Source organism: Microbacterium sp. Gd 4-13 (assembly GCF_003095395.1).
GTDB lineage: Bacteria > Actinomycetota > Actinomycetes > Actinomycetales > Microbacteriaceae > Microbacterium.
Genome location: NZ_QEIJ01000001.1, coordinates 304,303 through 316,855 on the forward strand (window position 1 = coordinate 304,303; position 12,553 = coordinate 316,855).

At 69.8% G+C, this 12,553-nt stretch carries 14 protein-coding genes; 8 read left to right on the forward strand and 6 right to left on the reverse strand.

Going from position 1 to position 12,553, the window contains the following annotated elements:
• The first annotated feature begins 58 nt into the window (after positions 1-58).
• Both DEA06_RS01365 and DEA06_RS01370 read left to right on the forward strand, forming a co-directional pair.
• A complete protein-coding gene (locus tag DEA06_RS01365) occupies positions 59-1,462 on the forward strand; it encodes a HAMP domain-containing sensor histidine kinase (RefSeq protein WP_240606752.1) in 1,404 nt (467 codons plus the stop codon).
• Positions 1,459-2,115 (forward strand): response regulator transcription factor, encoded by a 657-nt coding sequence (locus DEA06_RS01370; RefSeq protein ID WP_116646169.1) that lies wholly within the window; start codon positions 1,459-1,461, stop codon positions 2,113-2,115. The genes DEA06_RS01365 and DEA06_RS01370 overlap by 4 nt, the downstream gene beginning before the upstream one ends.
• 259 nt (positions 2,116-2,374) lie before the next feature.
• Here the strand turns inward: DEA06_RS01370 and DEA06_RS01375 are convergent, their stop codons facing one another.
• The 5 genes from DEA06_RS01375 to xseA are packed head-to-tail and all read right to left on the reverse strand — an operon-like array spanning position 2,375 to position 6,638.
• Positions 2,375-3,769 carry a class II fumarate hydratase gene (locus DEA06_RS01375; RefSeq protein ID WP_116646771.1) on the reverse strand — a complete coding sequence of 465 codons (1,395 nt, stop codon included), beginning with the start codon at positions 3,767-3,769 and terminating at the stop codon, positions 2,375-2,377.
• Between the two features lie 35 nt (positions 3,770-3,804).
• Positions 3,805-4,404: a carbonic anhydrase gene (locus DEA06_RS01380; RefSeq protein WP_116646772.1), complete on the reverse strand. Its 600-nt coding sequence runs from the start codon at positions 4,402-4,404 to the stop codon at positions 3,805-3,807.
• 38 nt (positions 4,405-4,442) lie between these two features.
• Positions 4,443-5,075 (reverse strand): DUF4245 family protein, encoded by a 633-nt coding sequence (locus DEA06_RS01385; RefSeq protein WP_116646170.1) that lies wholly within the window; start codon positions 5,073-5,075, stop codon positions 4,443-4,445.
• A complete protein-coding gene (locus DEA06_RS01390) occupies positions 5,075-5,320 on the reverse strand; it encodes an exodeoxyribonuclease VII small subunit (protein ID WP_116646171.1) in 246 nt (81 codons plus the stop codon). The genes DEA06_RS01385 and DEA06_RS01390 overlap by 1 nt, the downstream gene beginning before the upstream one ends.
• A gap of 31 nt (positions 5,321-5,351) precedes the next feature.
• Positions 5,352-6,638, reverse strand: coding sequence for an exodeoxyribonuclease VII large subunit (gene xseA / locus DEA06_RS01395; RefSeq protein WP_116646172.1), 1,287 nt, complete (start codon positions 6,636-6,638; stop codon positions 5,352-5,354).
• 69 nt (positions 6,639-6,707) lie between these two features.
• Between xseA and DEA06_RS01400 the strand changes: the two genes are divergently transcribed.
• Genes DEA06_RS01400 through DEA06_RS01420 form a run of 5 tightly spaced genes read left to right on the forward strand, consistent with a single transcriptional unit; the run spans position 6,708 to position 10,165 of the window.
• The gene (locus tag DEA06_RS01400; RefSeq protein WP_205781197.1) at positions 6,708-7,751 is read left to right on the forward strand and encodes a 4-hydroxy-3-methylbut-2-enyl diphosphate reductase; all 1,044 of its coding nucleotides are present in this window, start codon (positions 6,708-6,710) and stop codon (positions 7,749-7,751) included.
• Positions 7,748-8,362 (forward strand): DUF6264 family protein, encoded by a 615-nt coding sequence (locus DEA06_RS01405; protein WP_116646173.1) that lies wholly within the window; start codon positions 7,748-7,750, stop codon positions 8,360-8,362. Before DEA06_RS01400 ends, DEA06_RS01405 begins: the two co-directional genes overlap by 4 nt.
• Before the next feature lie 43 nt (positions 8,363-8,405).
• On the forward strand, positions 8,406-8,912 hold the full coding sequence (locus DEA06_RS01410; RefSeq protein ID WP_116646174.1) for a sigma-70 family RNA polymerase sigma factor: 507 nt from the start codon (positions 8,406-8,408) through the stop codon (positions 8,910-8,912).
• A complete protein-coding gene (locus tag DEA06_RS01415; RefSeq protein ID WP_116646175.1) occupies positions 8,909-9,586 on the forward strand; it encodes a zf-HC2 domain-containing protein in 678 nt (225 codons plus the stop codon). Before DEA06_RS01410 ends, DEA06_RS01415 begins: the two co-directional genes overlap by 4 nt.
• Positions 9,587-9,616: 30 nt before the next feature.
• Positions 9,617-10,165 (forward strand): MOSC domain-containing protein, encoded by a 549-nt coding sequence (locus DEA06_RS01420; RefSeq protein ID WP_116646176.1) that lies wholly within the window; start codon positions 9,617-9,619, stop codon positions 10,163-10,165.
• A gap of 99 nt (positions 10,166-10,264) precedes the next feature.
• Here DEA06_RS01420 and fbaA read toward each other — a convergent pair whose 3' ends face one another.
• The gene (gene fbaA, locus DEA06_RS01425; protein WP_116646177.1) at positions 10,265-11,296 is read right to left on the reverse strand and encodes a class II fructose-bisphosphate aldolase; all 1,032 of its coding nucleotides are present in this window, start codon (positions 11,294-11,296) and stop codon (positions 10,265-10,267) included.
• Between the two features lie 186 nt (positions 11,297-11,482).
• Here fbaA and glpX point away from each other — a divergent pair, with 186 nt between their 5' ends.
• Positions 11,483-12,472 carry a class II fructose-bisphosphatase gene (gene glpX / locus DEA06_RS01430; protein ID WP_116646178.1) on the forward strand — a complete coding sequence of 330 codons (990 nt, stop codon included), beginning with the start codon at positions 11,483-11,485 and terminating at the stop codon, positions 12,470-12,472.
• The last annotated feature ends 81 nt before the right edge of the window (positions 12,473-12,553 follow it).

Below are 12,553 nucleotides of genomic sequence, written 5' to 3' on the forward strand. Positions count from 1 at the left end.
CCGTGATGCCGTGCGGGCTCGCACCTTCGAACAGCGCGATAATCGGAGGATGAGTCGCATGCCGAGACTGTTCTCGGCGCGCGCGCGGATTCTCGGGGCCGTCCTCGCCGTGGCGTGCGTCGGCCTCATCGTCGTCGGCGGCGTCACGTTCTGGGCGCAGCGCAACCACGTCGTCACCGCGATAGACCGCCAACTGGAGGCCTTCGCCGCCGCGTTCACGAACCTCTCGGGTGTCGAAGCGGCCAAGGAGATCGTCGTCGACACCGTCGGCGGCCCGACCGAGGGCGCTCTGCTGCTCTCGGGCGGCGGCGTGGTGGCCACCGCGTCACCGTCGTCGGGGTTGGATCTGGCCGCCGACGCGGCGTTCATGGACCAGGTCATCGGTGCGCCCGAGGGACTCGGCACGGCGGTCGGTGACGGCGGGATGTATCGCTACGTCGTCGTGTCGGTGGGCGACGCGGAGATCGTCACTGCGGTGTCTCTCAGCGCGCGCATGGAGTTGGTGCTCATCGGCGTCGGTACGTACGCGATCGCGGCTGCGGTCGTGCTCTTCGCCATCGGCACGGTCGGCTGGTTCGTGACGGGTCGACTGCTGCTGCCCATCCGGCGGCTGCGCGAGACGGCCGACTCCATCACCATCTCCGACCTCGGCGCGCGCATCGCCACCGACGGCACCGACGAGATCTCCGACCTCGGCCGCACGATGAACTCGATGCTCGATCGCCTCGAGGGGTCGGTCGATGTGCAGCGGCAACTGCTCGACGACGTGCGGCACGAGCTGAAGACACCGATCACGATCGTGCGTGGCCACCTCGAGATGATGGATGCCTCGGACCCGGCCGACGTGGCGAACGCGCGCGATATCGGCATCTCGGAACTCGATCGCATGACGCGTCTCGTCGACGACATCGACCTGCTCGCCGCGGTCGAGGGAGGCGGATTCTCGATGGGCGTCGTCGACGTCGATGCCCTCACCGCTCGCGTCGGAGAACTCGTCGCGGTCATTCCCGGTCACCCCTGGTCGGTCGAGCAGCGCGGGCGCGGCCGGGTGGAGGGCGACTACGACCGGCTCTTGCAGGCGTGGTTGCAACTCGCCGACAACGCGTCCAAATACACGCCCGAAGGGTCGCCGGTCGAGATCGGCAGCTCTGTCGACGATCGCGGAGCGCTGCTGTGGGTGCGCGACCACGGACCGGGGATCCCGCCGGCCGCGCGTCACCGCATCTTCCGGAGGTTCGACCGCGCTCTCGGCAAGCGCACCGTCGGCGGCTCCGGGCTCGGGCTCGCGATCGTCGACGCGATCGCGAAGGGGCACGACGGCCACTGCGCCGTCGTCGAGACGCCCGGCGGCGGCGCGACCTTCACGATCCACCTTCCCCTGGGACGGAACACGGCACCCGCCGGGTTCCCGGCCCCCGTGCGCGCCGGTGACGTCGTGCTCCAGCGAGAGGCCGCCGGATGACTCGTATCCTCATCGTCGAAGACGAGAGCCGCATCTCGGCCTTCGTCGCCCGCGGGCTCGAGGCCGCGGGGTACCAGACCGCCGTCGTCGAAGACGGCGAGGAGGCCCTCGAGCGCGCCATGTCGGGCGAGGTCGACCTTATGCTCCTCGACATCGGCCTGCCCACCATGGACGGGTTCGAGGTGCTGCGTCACCTCCGCGGGCAGGGTTCGACGCTCCCGGTGATCATGCTCACCGCGCGCTCCAGCACGAGTGACACGGTCGACGGACTCGATGCCGGCGCCAACGACTACATCGCCAAGCCCTTCAAGTTCGACGAGCTGCTGGCGCGGGTGCGGTCGCGCTTGCGCGAGAACGTCGCGACCGCCACGATCGCCGTGTCGCACCTCGACGTGAGCCTCGACGTGCTGACGCGCCGGGCCACGGTATCGGGGCGGGAGGTCGACCTCAGCGCGCGGGAATTCGCGCTCGCCGAGCAGTTCCTGCGTCACCCCGGCCAGGTGCTCAGCCGTGAGCAGCTGCTCAGTCGCGTCTGGGGCATGGACTTCGACCCCGGCTCGAACATCGTCGACGTCTACGTGCGGTACCTCCGCGGCAAGTTCGGCCACGACCGCATCACGACGGTGCGCGGAGCCGGCTACCGCTGGGAGTGACCCGGTCCCTGCGCCGCTGCTTCCTCCCCGCCTTCGACAGGAATGTGGCGCATTCCTGCGACTGACGGCATCGATCTCTGCGGTCAGTCGCCGGAAACGGGCGCAGTTCGCCGTTTGGGGCGCCGGCCGCGCAGGCGCGGGCCGCGCAGGCGCCGGCCGCGCGGGCGCGGGCCGCGCAGGCGCGGGGCGTGGACGGATGCTGCGGACACGCGAAACCGCCGCCGCCCCGGAGGGCGACGGCGGTCGACGTACGTACGGCTCAGCCGGGGTGGGTCATCGAGAGCAGGTCGAGCTTCTCGTCGAGCTGTGCCTCGGTGAGTTCGCCGCGCTCCACGTAGCCGAGGTCGATCACGGCCTCACGCACGGTGATGCCCTTCGCGACCGAGTGCTTGGCGATCTTCGCAGCCGCCTCGTAGCCGATCAGCTTGTTCAGCGGCGTGACGATCGAGGGCGACATGCCCGCGTAGGCAGCGGCGCGGTCGACGTTGGCCTGGAGCCCGTCGATCGTCTTGTCGGCGAGCACGCGCATCGCGTTCGACAGCAGGCGGATCGACTCGAGCAGGGCGGTGCCCATGACGGGGATGGCGACGTTGAGTTCGAACGAGCCGGATGCTCCGGCCCACGCCACCGTCGCGTCGTTGCCGATCACTCGGGCCGACACCATCAGCACGGCCTCGGGAACGACCGGGTTCACCTTGCCCGGCATGATCGACGACCCGGGCTGCAGATCGGGGATGTGCAGCTCGCCGAGGCCGGTGTTCGGTCCGGAGCCCATCCACCGGATGTCGTTGTTGATCTTCGTGAGCGATACGGCGATCGTGCGCAGGGCGCCGGATGCTTCGACGAGGCCGTCGCGGTTCGCCTGCGCCTCGAAGTGATCCTTCGCCTCGGTGATCGGCAGCTCGGTCTCAGTGGCGAGCAGCTCGATGACCTTCTGCGGGAAGCCGAGCGGGGTGTTGATGCCCGTGCCGACCGCCGTTCCGCCGAGAGGCACCTCGCCTACGCGGGGGAGGACGGCCTGCACGCGCTCGATGCCCAGGCGCATCTGGCGGGCGTAGCCGCCGAACTCCTGGCCGAGCGTCACGGGGGTGGCATCCATCAGGTGGGTGCGGCCCGACTTCACGACCGACTTCCACTCGTCGGCCTTGGCCTCGAGGGCGACGGCGAGGTGGTCGAGCGCGGGGATGAGGTCGTCGATCAGTGCCTGGGTGACGGCGATGTGCACCGACGTCGGGAACACGTCGTTCGACGACTGCGACGCGTTGACGTGGTCGTTGGGGTGCACGGGCGACCCGAGGCGCTGGGTCGCGAGGGTCGCGAGCACCTCGTTCATGTTCATGTTCGACGAGGTGCCGCTGCCGGTCTGGTAGGTGTCGACGGGGAAGTGCGCGTCGTACTGCCCGGTGATGACGTCGTCGGCCGCACCGGCGATGGCGTCGGCGATCGCCGCATCCAGCGTGCCCAGCTCTTTGTTCGCGAGCGCGGCGGCCTTCTTGATGCGGGCGAGGGCCGCGATCTGGGTGGTCTCGAGACCCGAACCCGAGATGGGGAAGTTCTCGACCGCGCGCTGCGTCTGCGCCGCGTAGAGCGCGTTCTTCGGAACGCGCACCTCGCCCATGGTGTCGTGTTCGATGCGGTACTCGGTGTCGGTCACGTCGTCGTCCTCCAGTTGCCGATGTGCGGGGTTGTTCACGGGTGCGAATCGCCGGCGTCGCCCACGATCACGTCGGGCTCGACCAGGCCTTCATTGAGGCGGTAGTTCGCGCCGACGATCGCGACGCGTCCTTCGGCGATGGCTTCGCTGATCAGTTCCGACGAGTGCAGCAGCTCTCCGACGGTGTCGCGGAGGTGCTCGCGGCCCACCAGCTCGGGGTCTGCGGGGCCCTCGTTCGCGCGCAGCACGCGTCGGACGGCGGGCACGATCGGGGCGATCTGCTTCCAGATGCCGGCGGGAAGGTCGGGGGCGTCGAGGCCGGTGCTGTCGATGGCGGCGCTCACGGCTCCGCACGCGTCGTGCCGCAGAACCACGATGAGCTTCACGTCGAGGACCGCGACGGCGTATTCGAGGCTGCCGATCACTGAGTCGGAGATGACCTGACCGGCGTTGCGCACGACGAACAGATCGCCCAGGCCCTCATCGAAGATGATCTCGGCGGCCAGTCGGGAGTCGGCGCACCCGAAGAGCGCGGCGCGTGGCGTCTGGCCCCCCGCGAGGTCGTGGCGTCGCTCGACGTCCTGTCGTGGGTGCTGCGGCTCGCCGGCGACGAAGCGCTCGTTGCCGAGTCGCATCTCGTCCCAGACCTGGCGCGGAGTGAGTCGAGTCGTCGTCACGGGGTTGCCTCTCGGAGTTCGCGGATGTCGGCGGTGACGGCCGACGCGGCCGCCTTCGCGATGTCGGGCGCGGCCGTGCCGTAGACGAGAACGCGGTCGTCTCCGGCGGTCGTGGCGAGCGCGTAGGAGATGTTGCCGGCACCGGCGGCATCGGAGATGGAGTACTCGGCCCACTCGATGCCGTCGATCGTGACGGTGGCCGATGTCGTGGCCCCCCGCAGCATCTCGGCCGGCCACGACTCGCTCGCGCCGAACCCCTGCGCGATGTTGAGGAACCCGCGCTCGGCCCGGGGGGCGTACGAGATGGTCCACGCGTCGACGCTGCCGCCCTCGATGCGAGCGGCGTTCACGCGCCAGTCGTCGGGGACGGCGGGGTCGATCACGGGGTGTCCGAGGTCGGCCGCCAGGGCGGCCGATTCGGCGGTGACATCGATGGGAGGAGCCTCGGCGGGCGTGCCGCGCGGAACGCCGAGCACGACGACGAACATGATGGCGAGGGTGGCGAGAATGGCCGCCAAGAGGCTGGGGAACGTCTTGCTCGACCGGTAGCGGCGGGAGAACTCGGCCTTGCGGGCCGCGGTCTCCTCGGCGGTCTCGGGTCTGCCGAGCTCTGCGACGACGCGGGCCATCATGCCTCCGCGCGTGCGTCGGTCGAGACTTCGCCGCGGGCGGCGTCGAGGCGCCGCTTGGCTCCGAGCAGCCACTCCTCGCAGCGGGCGGCCAGGGATTCGCCGCGCTCCCAGAGCGCCAGCGAATGCTCGAGCGTCGGCGCACCCTGCTCGAGCTCAGCGACGACGCGCACGAGTTCGTCGCGGGCCTGCTCGAACGACAGCGTCGCGACGTCGACGGTGGGTTCCGAGGGCGACGCGGTCATGGGTTCCATTCTAGGGCGGGGCTCCGACGGCTCAGGCTCCGCTCGGAGACTCCGCGACCTCGCCGTCCGAGCGCGCCGCCACCGATCCGCGTGCCACGGTGATGGTCATGGCGGTGCCCGCGGGCGCCTGCGCGGCGTCGCGCACGATCACGCCGTCGCCGATGTGGGCGATCGCGTAGCCGCGGGCGAGGGTCGCGACCGGCGAGAGGGCGCGCAACGACGCACGCAGCTCCATCGTGCGTCGCTCGCGCAGCGAGAGGTCGCGCTCGACGAGGTCGCGCCCCCGGCTCGCCAGCATCCAGATCTCCTGAGCACGCGCGGTGAGGGTCGTCTCCGGGGTGCGCAGCACCGGTCGCGAGCGCAGCTGGTCGAGCTGCGCGATGTCGTGGCCGACGCGCTGCGAGAGGCGCCCGACCAGCCGCGCGCGCAGCTGCGCCACCAGCGCCCGCTGCTCCGAGACGTCGGGCACGACCCGCTTGGCCGCGTCGGTGGGGGTCGAGGCGCGCAGGTCGGCGACGTCGTCGAGCAACGGGTGGTCGTTCTCGTGACCGATCGCGCTCACGACGGGGGTGGATGCGGCGGCCACCGCGCGCAGCATCCGTTCGTCGCTGAATCCGAGCAGCGTCTGCGGGTCGCCGCCGCCCCGGGCGATGATGATGACGTCGATCTCGGGGTCGGCGTCGAGCGCCTTCAGCGCCGCGATGGTCTCGGGCACGCACCGGTCGCCCTGCACGGCGGCGTGCTTGGTGCGGATGAGCACGTGCGGCCAGCGCAGCTCGGCATTGCGGTGCACGTCTTTCTCGGCGTCGGAGTTCTCTCCGGTGATGAGCCCGATGTGCCGGGGGAGGAACGGCAGGGGTTTCTTGCGCGACGGATCGAAGAGGCCCTCTTTGCGCAGCGCGAGCCGCAGCTGCTCGAGTTTCTCGAGCTGATCGCCGAGACCGACGTGGCGCATCGCCGACACCGAGAAGCTGAAGTCTCCTGTGCGGGGGAAGTAGTCGGGCTTGACGCACGCGATGATGTGGTCGCCGACCTTGAGGTCTCGGGGAAGGCGCTGCAGAGTGCTCGACCAGATGCGGAATGAGATGGTGGCATCGGTGGCAAGGTCTTTCATGCGTCCGAAGACGTTGCCGCCGCGTTGGTTCCACGACGTGATCTCGCCCTCGACCCAGACCGATCCCCATTTCTCGACGAACCCGCGGATCGTGTCGTTCAGGCGCGCGACCGAGGTGGGGGCCTGCGCGGTGGAATCACGCGGGGGCACGGAGTCGGGCGGCGGCGGTTGTCCCGGAACGGCCTCGGGCTGGAACGTCGTCATATGCTCCGGGTTCGTCGGGGTGTGGCGGGTATCGGCCGTCATCCAGGGGCACCCCCGTAGAATCGAGGGGTGAGTACTCCTGTCGTCAAGCTGCCCCTGCCCCGCATACCGGGGCGTCGAGGACGGCTCCAGGATATCCCGGTGCCCGGACACAAGAAGGTGCTGCTGGCGGCCCCGCGCGGGTACTGCGCCGGCGTCGACCGCGCGGTCGTCGCGGTGGAGAAGGCGCTCGACCGTTTCGGTGCACCCGTCTACGTGCGCAAGCAGATCGTGCACAACATCCACGTCGTGCGCGAGCTCGAGTCCCGCGGGGCGATCTTCGTCGAAGAGGTCGACGAGGTTCCGCCGGGATCTCACCTCGTCTTCAGCGCCCACGGCGTCTCGCCGGCGGTCGTCAACGCGGCCGCCGAGCGTCAGCTCCAGGCGATCGATGCCACGTGTCCTCTCGTCACCAAGGTGCACCGCGAGGCCGTGCGCTTCGCTCGTGACGACTTCGAGATCCTGCTGATCGGCCACGAAGGCCACGAAGAGGTCGAGGGCACGGCGGGCCACGCGCCCGACCGCGTGACGATCGTGAACTCTCCCGACGAGGCCGACACCGTCGAGGTGCGCGATCCGTCGAAGGTCGTGTGGCTCTCGCAGACGACCCTCTCGGTCGACGAGGCGATGGAGACCGTGCGGCGTCTGCGCCTGCGTTTCCCGCAGCTGCAGGATCCGCCGTCGGACGACATCTGCTACGCCACCCAGAACCGTCAGGTGGCGATCAAGAAGGTCGCGCAGGACGCCGATCTCGTGATCGTCGTCGGCTCGGCGAACTCGTCCAACAGCGTGCGTCTCGTCGAGGTCGCGCTGGAGTACGGCGCGAAGGCCGCCTACCGTGTCGACTACATCGACGAGGTGAAGCAGGAGTGGCTCGACGGCGTCGAGACCGTCGGTGTCACCAGCGGCGCATCGGTGCCCGAGGTGCTCGTCGAGGAGGTCATCGCCGAACTCGCCGGTGCCGGCTATCGCGACGTCGAAGAGGTCAAGACCGCCGAGGAAGACCTCCTGTTCTCGCTCCCGAAGGAGTTGCGGTCGGACGACCGTGCCCTCGGCGGGCGGAGCCGCGCGTGAGTACTCCCGACCCTGACGATCGGCCGCGCCCGCAGTACGGCGAGTACGCCTCGCCGGAGGAGCAGCGGGCGCGCATCCGTCAGCCCGATGCCACCGACGCTCTGCTCGCGGGCCAGGCCCTCGATGCTCCCGCGACCTCCGCCTCCGCGCCCCCGGCGACCCTGGCCGAGCAGACGCGGCGAACGACATCGGCCCCTTCGACGTCGGCGCTCGCGCGCCCTCTCACCGGCTGGCGTCTCGCCGATCGGATCATCACGATCGGTCTGCTCGCCTACGGGCTGGTCAACGTCATCGCCACATCGGTGCAGCTCTTCTCGTTCGAGCAGTACGCCAACACGATCCTCGGATTGTTCGGCGTCGATCAGGCCTTCACCAATGTCGCGCAGGGCCAGCTGTGGGGAACCGTCGCCGGGATCACGATGATCGTCGGGTGGCTGCTGACCGCCACCCTCACGTGGCGTCAGCTGCGCCGCGGCCGCATCGCGTTCTGGATCCCCGTGGCCGGAGCGCTCGTCGTCAGCATCGCGGTGTCGATCTTCATCACGGTTCCGATCCTCAACGACCCCGCCTTCAGCGAACTGTTCAACCAGGTCGCGACGTCGGGGAGCTGAACCTCCGGCGCCTCCGTCTCGTGTTCTGAGGAGGAGGCGGTCGATGCGTGCAGACGAGGCGGAACAGCTCGCGGCGCTCTACGACGCGCACGCGGCCCCCGTGTGGCGGTACGTGGTATCGCTGACGGGTGATCGTGCGGGTGCCGACGACATCGTGCAGGAGACCCTGCTGCGCGCCTGGCGGACGCCCCGCATCATGGCCGATGACCCTGCCGCGCTCCGCTCGTGGATGATCACCGTGGCCCGCAACCTCGTCGTCGACGAGGCGCGGAGCGCGCGGCGCCGGCATGAGAACCCCGTCGCCGACATCCCCGACCGTGCGACCTCCGACGACACCGACGCCCTCTTCGACGCGCTGCTCATCGAGGAAGCCCTCGCGGCGCTCAGCGCCGATCATCGAGCCGTGATCGTGACCGCCTACTACGGCGGCCGCAGCGTCGCGCAGTGCGCGGCCGCCCTCGGGATCCCCGAAGGCACGGTCAAGTCGCGGCTGCACTATGGATTGCGAGCGCTGAAGCTCGCCCTGCAGGAGAAGGGAGTCACGCGATGAACCCCGATCACGCGCGCTTCGCGGAATGGGACGCCGCCTACGTGCTGGGCGCCCTGTCGGCATCCGACCGACGCGACTACGAAGACCACCTGGCGGAGTGCGCCGAATGCACGCGCGCGGTCGGCGAGGTCGCCCCCACCGTCGGCCTGCTGTCGCGGATCGCCGCGCCGCCGCTGACCGAGCGCGACGAGGAGCCGGATGCTGCCCGCCGCGCGCAGCTCGTTTCGATCGCGGGTCGCCGCGCACGCCGTCGGCGGGGGTGGTGGGTGGGCGCGGGCGTCGCGGCCGCAGCAATCGTCGTCGCAGCCGTCGCCGTTCCGTTGACGATCGAGAGTGCTTCGCAGCAGGGGAGCGTCTATGCCCTGGAAGACCTCGCCAACGCGCCCCTCGAAGCATCCGTCCGGCTCACGGACGCCGCGTGGGGAACCCAGATCGACCTGGTCTGCCGATACAGCGGCGAAGTGCTCGATGCGCCCGAGGGCGGGTGGCCGTACGCGCTCGCCGTCGTCGATGCGAACGGCGCGTCGACGACCCTCTCGACCTGGCGGGCGGAACCCGGGTCGACCACGCAGCTGAGCGCGGGGACCGACCTGGGCGTCGGCGACATCGGGGCGGTGGAGATCCGCACGATCACCGGCGAGCACGTGCTCATGCGCTACGAGGCCGATCGCTGAGCCGCACTCGCGGGGTCGTAGGATCGTGCGATGCCCCGACTCCTCGCCGTCTGCGCCGTGCATCAGCTGCGTCCTGATTCGGGGTCGCTCGGCGTCACCGCGATCGACAAGCGCCCGCTCGACGGCGCGGTGAAGGTCGGGCCCTTCGGTGTGCGCGGCGACGTGCAGGCGAGCCGTAAGCACCACGGCGGTCACGACAAAGCGCTCTACGCCTACGCGCAGGAAGACGCCGAGTTCTGGGAGCGCGAACTGGGCCGGGCACTGCCGCCCGGCTGGTTCGGCGAGAACCTGCGTGTCGAGGGACTCGACGTCAACGCGGCGCGCATCGGCGAGGTCTGGCGCATCGGCGACCGCCTCGAGGTGCAGGTGACGATGCCGCGCACGCCCTGCGCGACGTTCGCCCGGTGGGTGGGCGGCAGCGCCGCGCGCGGCTGGGTGAAGCGCTTCGACGCCGAGCGCCGCCTGGGGCCGTACCTGCGCGTGCGGCGGGCGGGCAGCATCCGTGCCGGTGACGAGATCGTCGTGGTCGCCGCGCCGGCCGGCGCACCCGCGCTGCTCGACGGCTACCGCGGCGCCTGAGACCGAAACGACCGCGAGACCCGTCCTGTGCGACGAGACTCCCGCAGAATGTCGGGGTCTCGCCGCGCAGAACGGGTCTCGCGGATGCTGCGGATCGGGTCAGGCGGCGAGGGACTTGCCGTGCGAGCCGAGCTGCTTGGTCGCCTCGACGACGCGGACGGCCATGGCCGACTCGGCGACCTTGCCCCACGCGCGCGGGTCGTACAGCTTCTTGTTGCCGACCTCGCCGTCGAGCTTCAGGACGCCCTCGTAGTTCGAGAGCATGTACCCGGCGATCGAGCGGGTGAAGGCGTACTGCGTGTCGGTGTCGATGTTCATCTTGATGACACCGTTCGCCACGGCGAGGGCGATCTCTTCGTCGGTCGAGCCGCTGCCGCCGTGGAAGACGAGGTCGAGGGGCTTCGGTCCGGTGCCGAAGCGCTCGGCGATGCCGGCCTGGATCTCACCGAGCAGCTCGGGACGCAGCTTCACGCCGCCGGGCTTGTAGACACCGTGCACGTTGCCGAAGGTCAGGGCCGAGATGTAGCGACCCTGGTCGCCGAGACCGAGGGCCTCGACGGCCTTGGTCACGTCGGCGACGGTGGTGTACAGAGCCTCGTTCGAGCCCTCGTGCTGAACGCCGTCCTCTTCGCCGCCGACGACGCCGACCTCGATCTCGAGGATGGCGTTGATGTTCTTCAGGCGCGGAAGCAGGTCTTTCGCGATCTGGATGTTCTCGTCGAGGGGCACCGCCGAGCCGTCCCACATGTGGGACTGGAAGATGGGGTTGCGCCCCGCGCGGACCTCTTCTTCGGACGCCTCGATGAGCGGGAGCACGAAGCCGGGGAGGGCGTCTTTCGGGCAGTGGTCGGTGTGGAGCGCGACCGTGATGGGGTAGTTCTTCGCGACCTCGGTAGCGAACTTCGCGAACGCCAGCGCGCCGGTGGCGCGGGCCTTGACGCTCTGACCGGCGAAGTAATCGGCGCCGCCGGTGGTCACCTGGAGGATGCCGTCGGAGCCGGCCTCGGTGAGGCCCTGGAGGACCGAGTTGATGGTCTGCGAGCTCGACACGTTGATGGCCGGGTACGCGAAGCCGCCGGCCTTCGCGCGGTCCAGCATGTCGGCGTACTGCTCAGGTGTGGCGACGGGCATAGTCGTGCTCCTTGGGTTAGACAGGGGTCTTCGCTCAGCCTAGCGAAGGGGGCCGCGGCGCACCGGGAGGTCGCCAGCCCGACCAGATCGACGCCGGATGCTGTGTGGTTAAGAACTGCGATTCCTTCGCGTTCTGTCGACGTCAATTCTCCGGATCGGTGCGATCATGCCGCGTAGGCTGGCCGCATGGTGAGCCTTACCGCGGACATGAGCCCGCTGCATCCCGACCGCAACCTCGCACTCGAGCTCGTTCGGGCGACGGAGGCGGCGGCGATTCGCGCCGTCCCGTTCGTCGGTCGCGGAGACAAGGAAGCCGCCGACGGCGCCGCCGTCGACGCGATGCGGGCGTTCTTCACGACCGTCGATTTCGACGGCACGATCGTGATCGGCGAGGGCGAGAAAGACAACGCCCCCATGCTCTACAACGGCGAGAAGGTCGGCAGCGGGCGGGGACCGCAGTGCGACGTCGCCGTCGACCCGATCGACGGCACGACGCTCACGGCCGCGGGGCGTCAGAACGCCCTGTCGGTCATCGCGGTCTCCGATGCCGGCAGCATGCTCGACGCCTCGACGGTGTTCTACATGGACAAGCTCGTCACCGGTCCGGCCGGCGTCGGCGTCGTCGACATCCGGCTGCCGATCGGTGAGAACATCCGCCTCCTGTCGAAGGCGCTCGGCAAGCCCGTTGAAGAGATGGTCGTCTCGGTGCTCAACCGCCCCCGTCACGAGCAGCTGATCCAGGAGATCCGGGAGGCCGGCGCCGGAACCCGGCTGATGAGCGACGGCGACGTCGCCGGCGGCATCAACGCGGCGCGCCACAACGCGCGCACCGACATGTGCGTCGGGGTCGGCGGAAGCCCCGAGGGCATCGTGACGGCGTGCGCGATCAAAGCGCTCGGCGGTCACATCCAGGGTCGACTGCGTCCGCGCGACGACGAGGAGCGCCAGAAGGGCGCCGACGCCGGGTTGAGGTTCGACGACTACGTCTACGAGGCCGATGACCTCGTCCGCGGGAAGAACACGATCTTCGTGGCCACCGGCGTCACGGACGGTCAGCTCGTGGGGGGCGTGCGCCGCGAGGGCGACTTCCTCTATACGGAGAGCGTCGTGCTGCGCGGAGCTTCGGGAACCCTCCGGTGGATCTCGTCGGAACACCTCACGTCGAAGTGGCTCTGACGCCTCTTCTGTGACCGCCGCGTGTGCGGCATCGACGCGCGGACCCGCCGTCGTGACCGAGTCGTGACGACTCGTTCAGGT

Coding starts and splice junctions, on each gene's coding strand:
- DEA06_RS01365 (WP_240606752.1), top strand. CDS start 59: ATGCCGAGACTGTTCTCGGCGCGCGCGCGGATTCTCGGGGCCGTCCTC.
- DEA06_RS01370 (WP_116646169.1), top strand. CDS start 1,459: ATGACTCGTATCCTCATCGTCGAAGACGAGAGCCGCATCTCGGCCTTC.
- DEA06_RS01380 (WP_116646772.1), bottom strand. CDS start 4,404: ATGCGACTCGGCAACGAGCGCTTCGTCGCCGGCGAGCCGCAGCACCCA.
- DEA06_RS01385 (WP_116646170.1), bottom strand. CDS start 5,075: ATGGCCCGCGTCGTCGCAGAGCTCGGCAGACCCGAGACCGCCGAGGAG.
- DEA06_RS01390 (WP_116646171.1), bottom strand. CDS start 5,320: ATGACCGCGTCGCCCTCGGAACCCACCGTCGACGTCGCGACGCTGTCG.
- xseA (WP_116646172.1), bottom strand. CDS start 6,638: ATGACGACGTTCCAGCCCGAGGCCGTTCCGGGACAACCGCCGCCGCCC.
- DEA06_RS01410 (WP_116646174.1), top strand. CDS start 8,406: ATGCGTGCAGACGAGGCGGAACAGCTCGCGGCGCTCTACGACGCGCAC.
- DEA06_RS01415 (WP_116646175.1), top strand. CDS start 8,909: ATGAACCCCGATCACGCGCGCTTCGCGGAATGGGACGCCGCCTACGTG.
- DEA06_RS01420 (WP_116646176.1), top strand. CDS start 9,617: ATGCCCCGACTCCTCGCCGTCTGCGCCGTGCATCAGCTGCGTCCTGAT.
- fbaA (WP_116646177.1), bottom strand. CDS start 11,296: ATGCCCGTCGCCACACCTGAGCAGTACGCCGACATGCTGGACCGCGCG.
- glpX (WP_116646178.1), top strand. CDS start 11,483: ATGGTGAGCCTTACCGCGGACATGAGCCCGCTGCATCCCGACCGCAAC.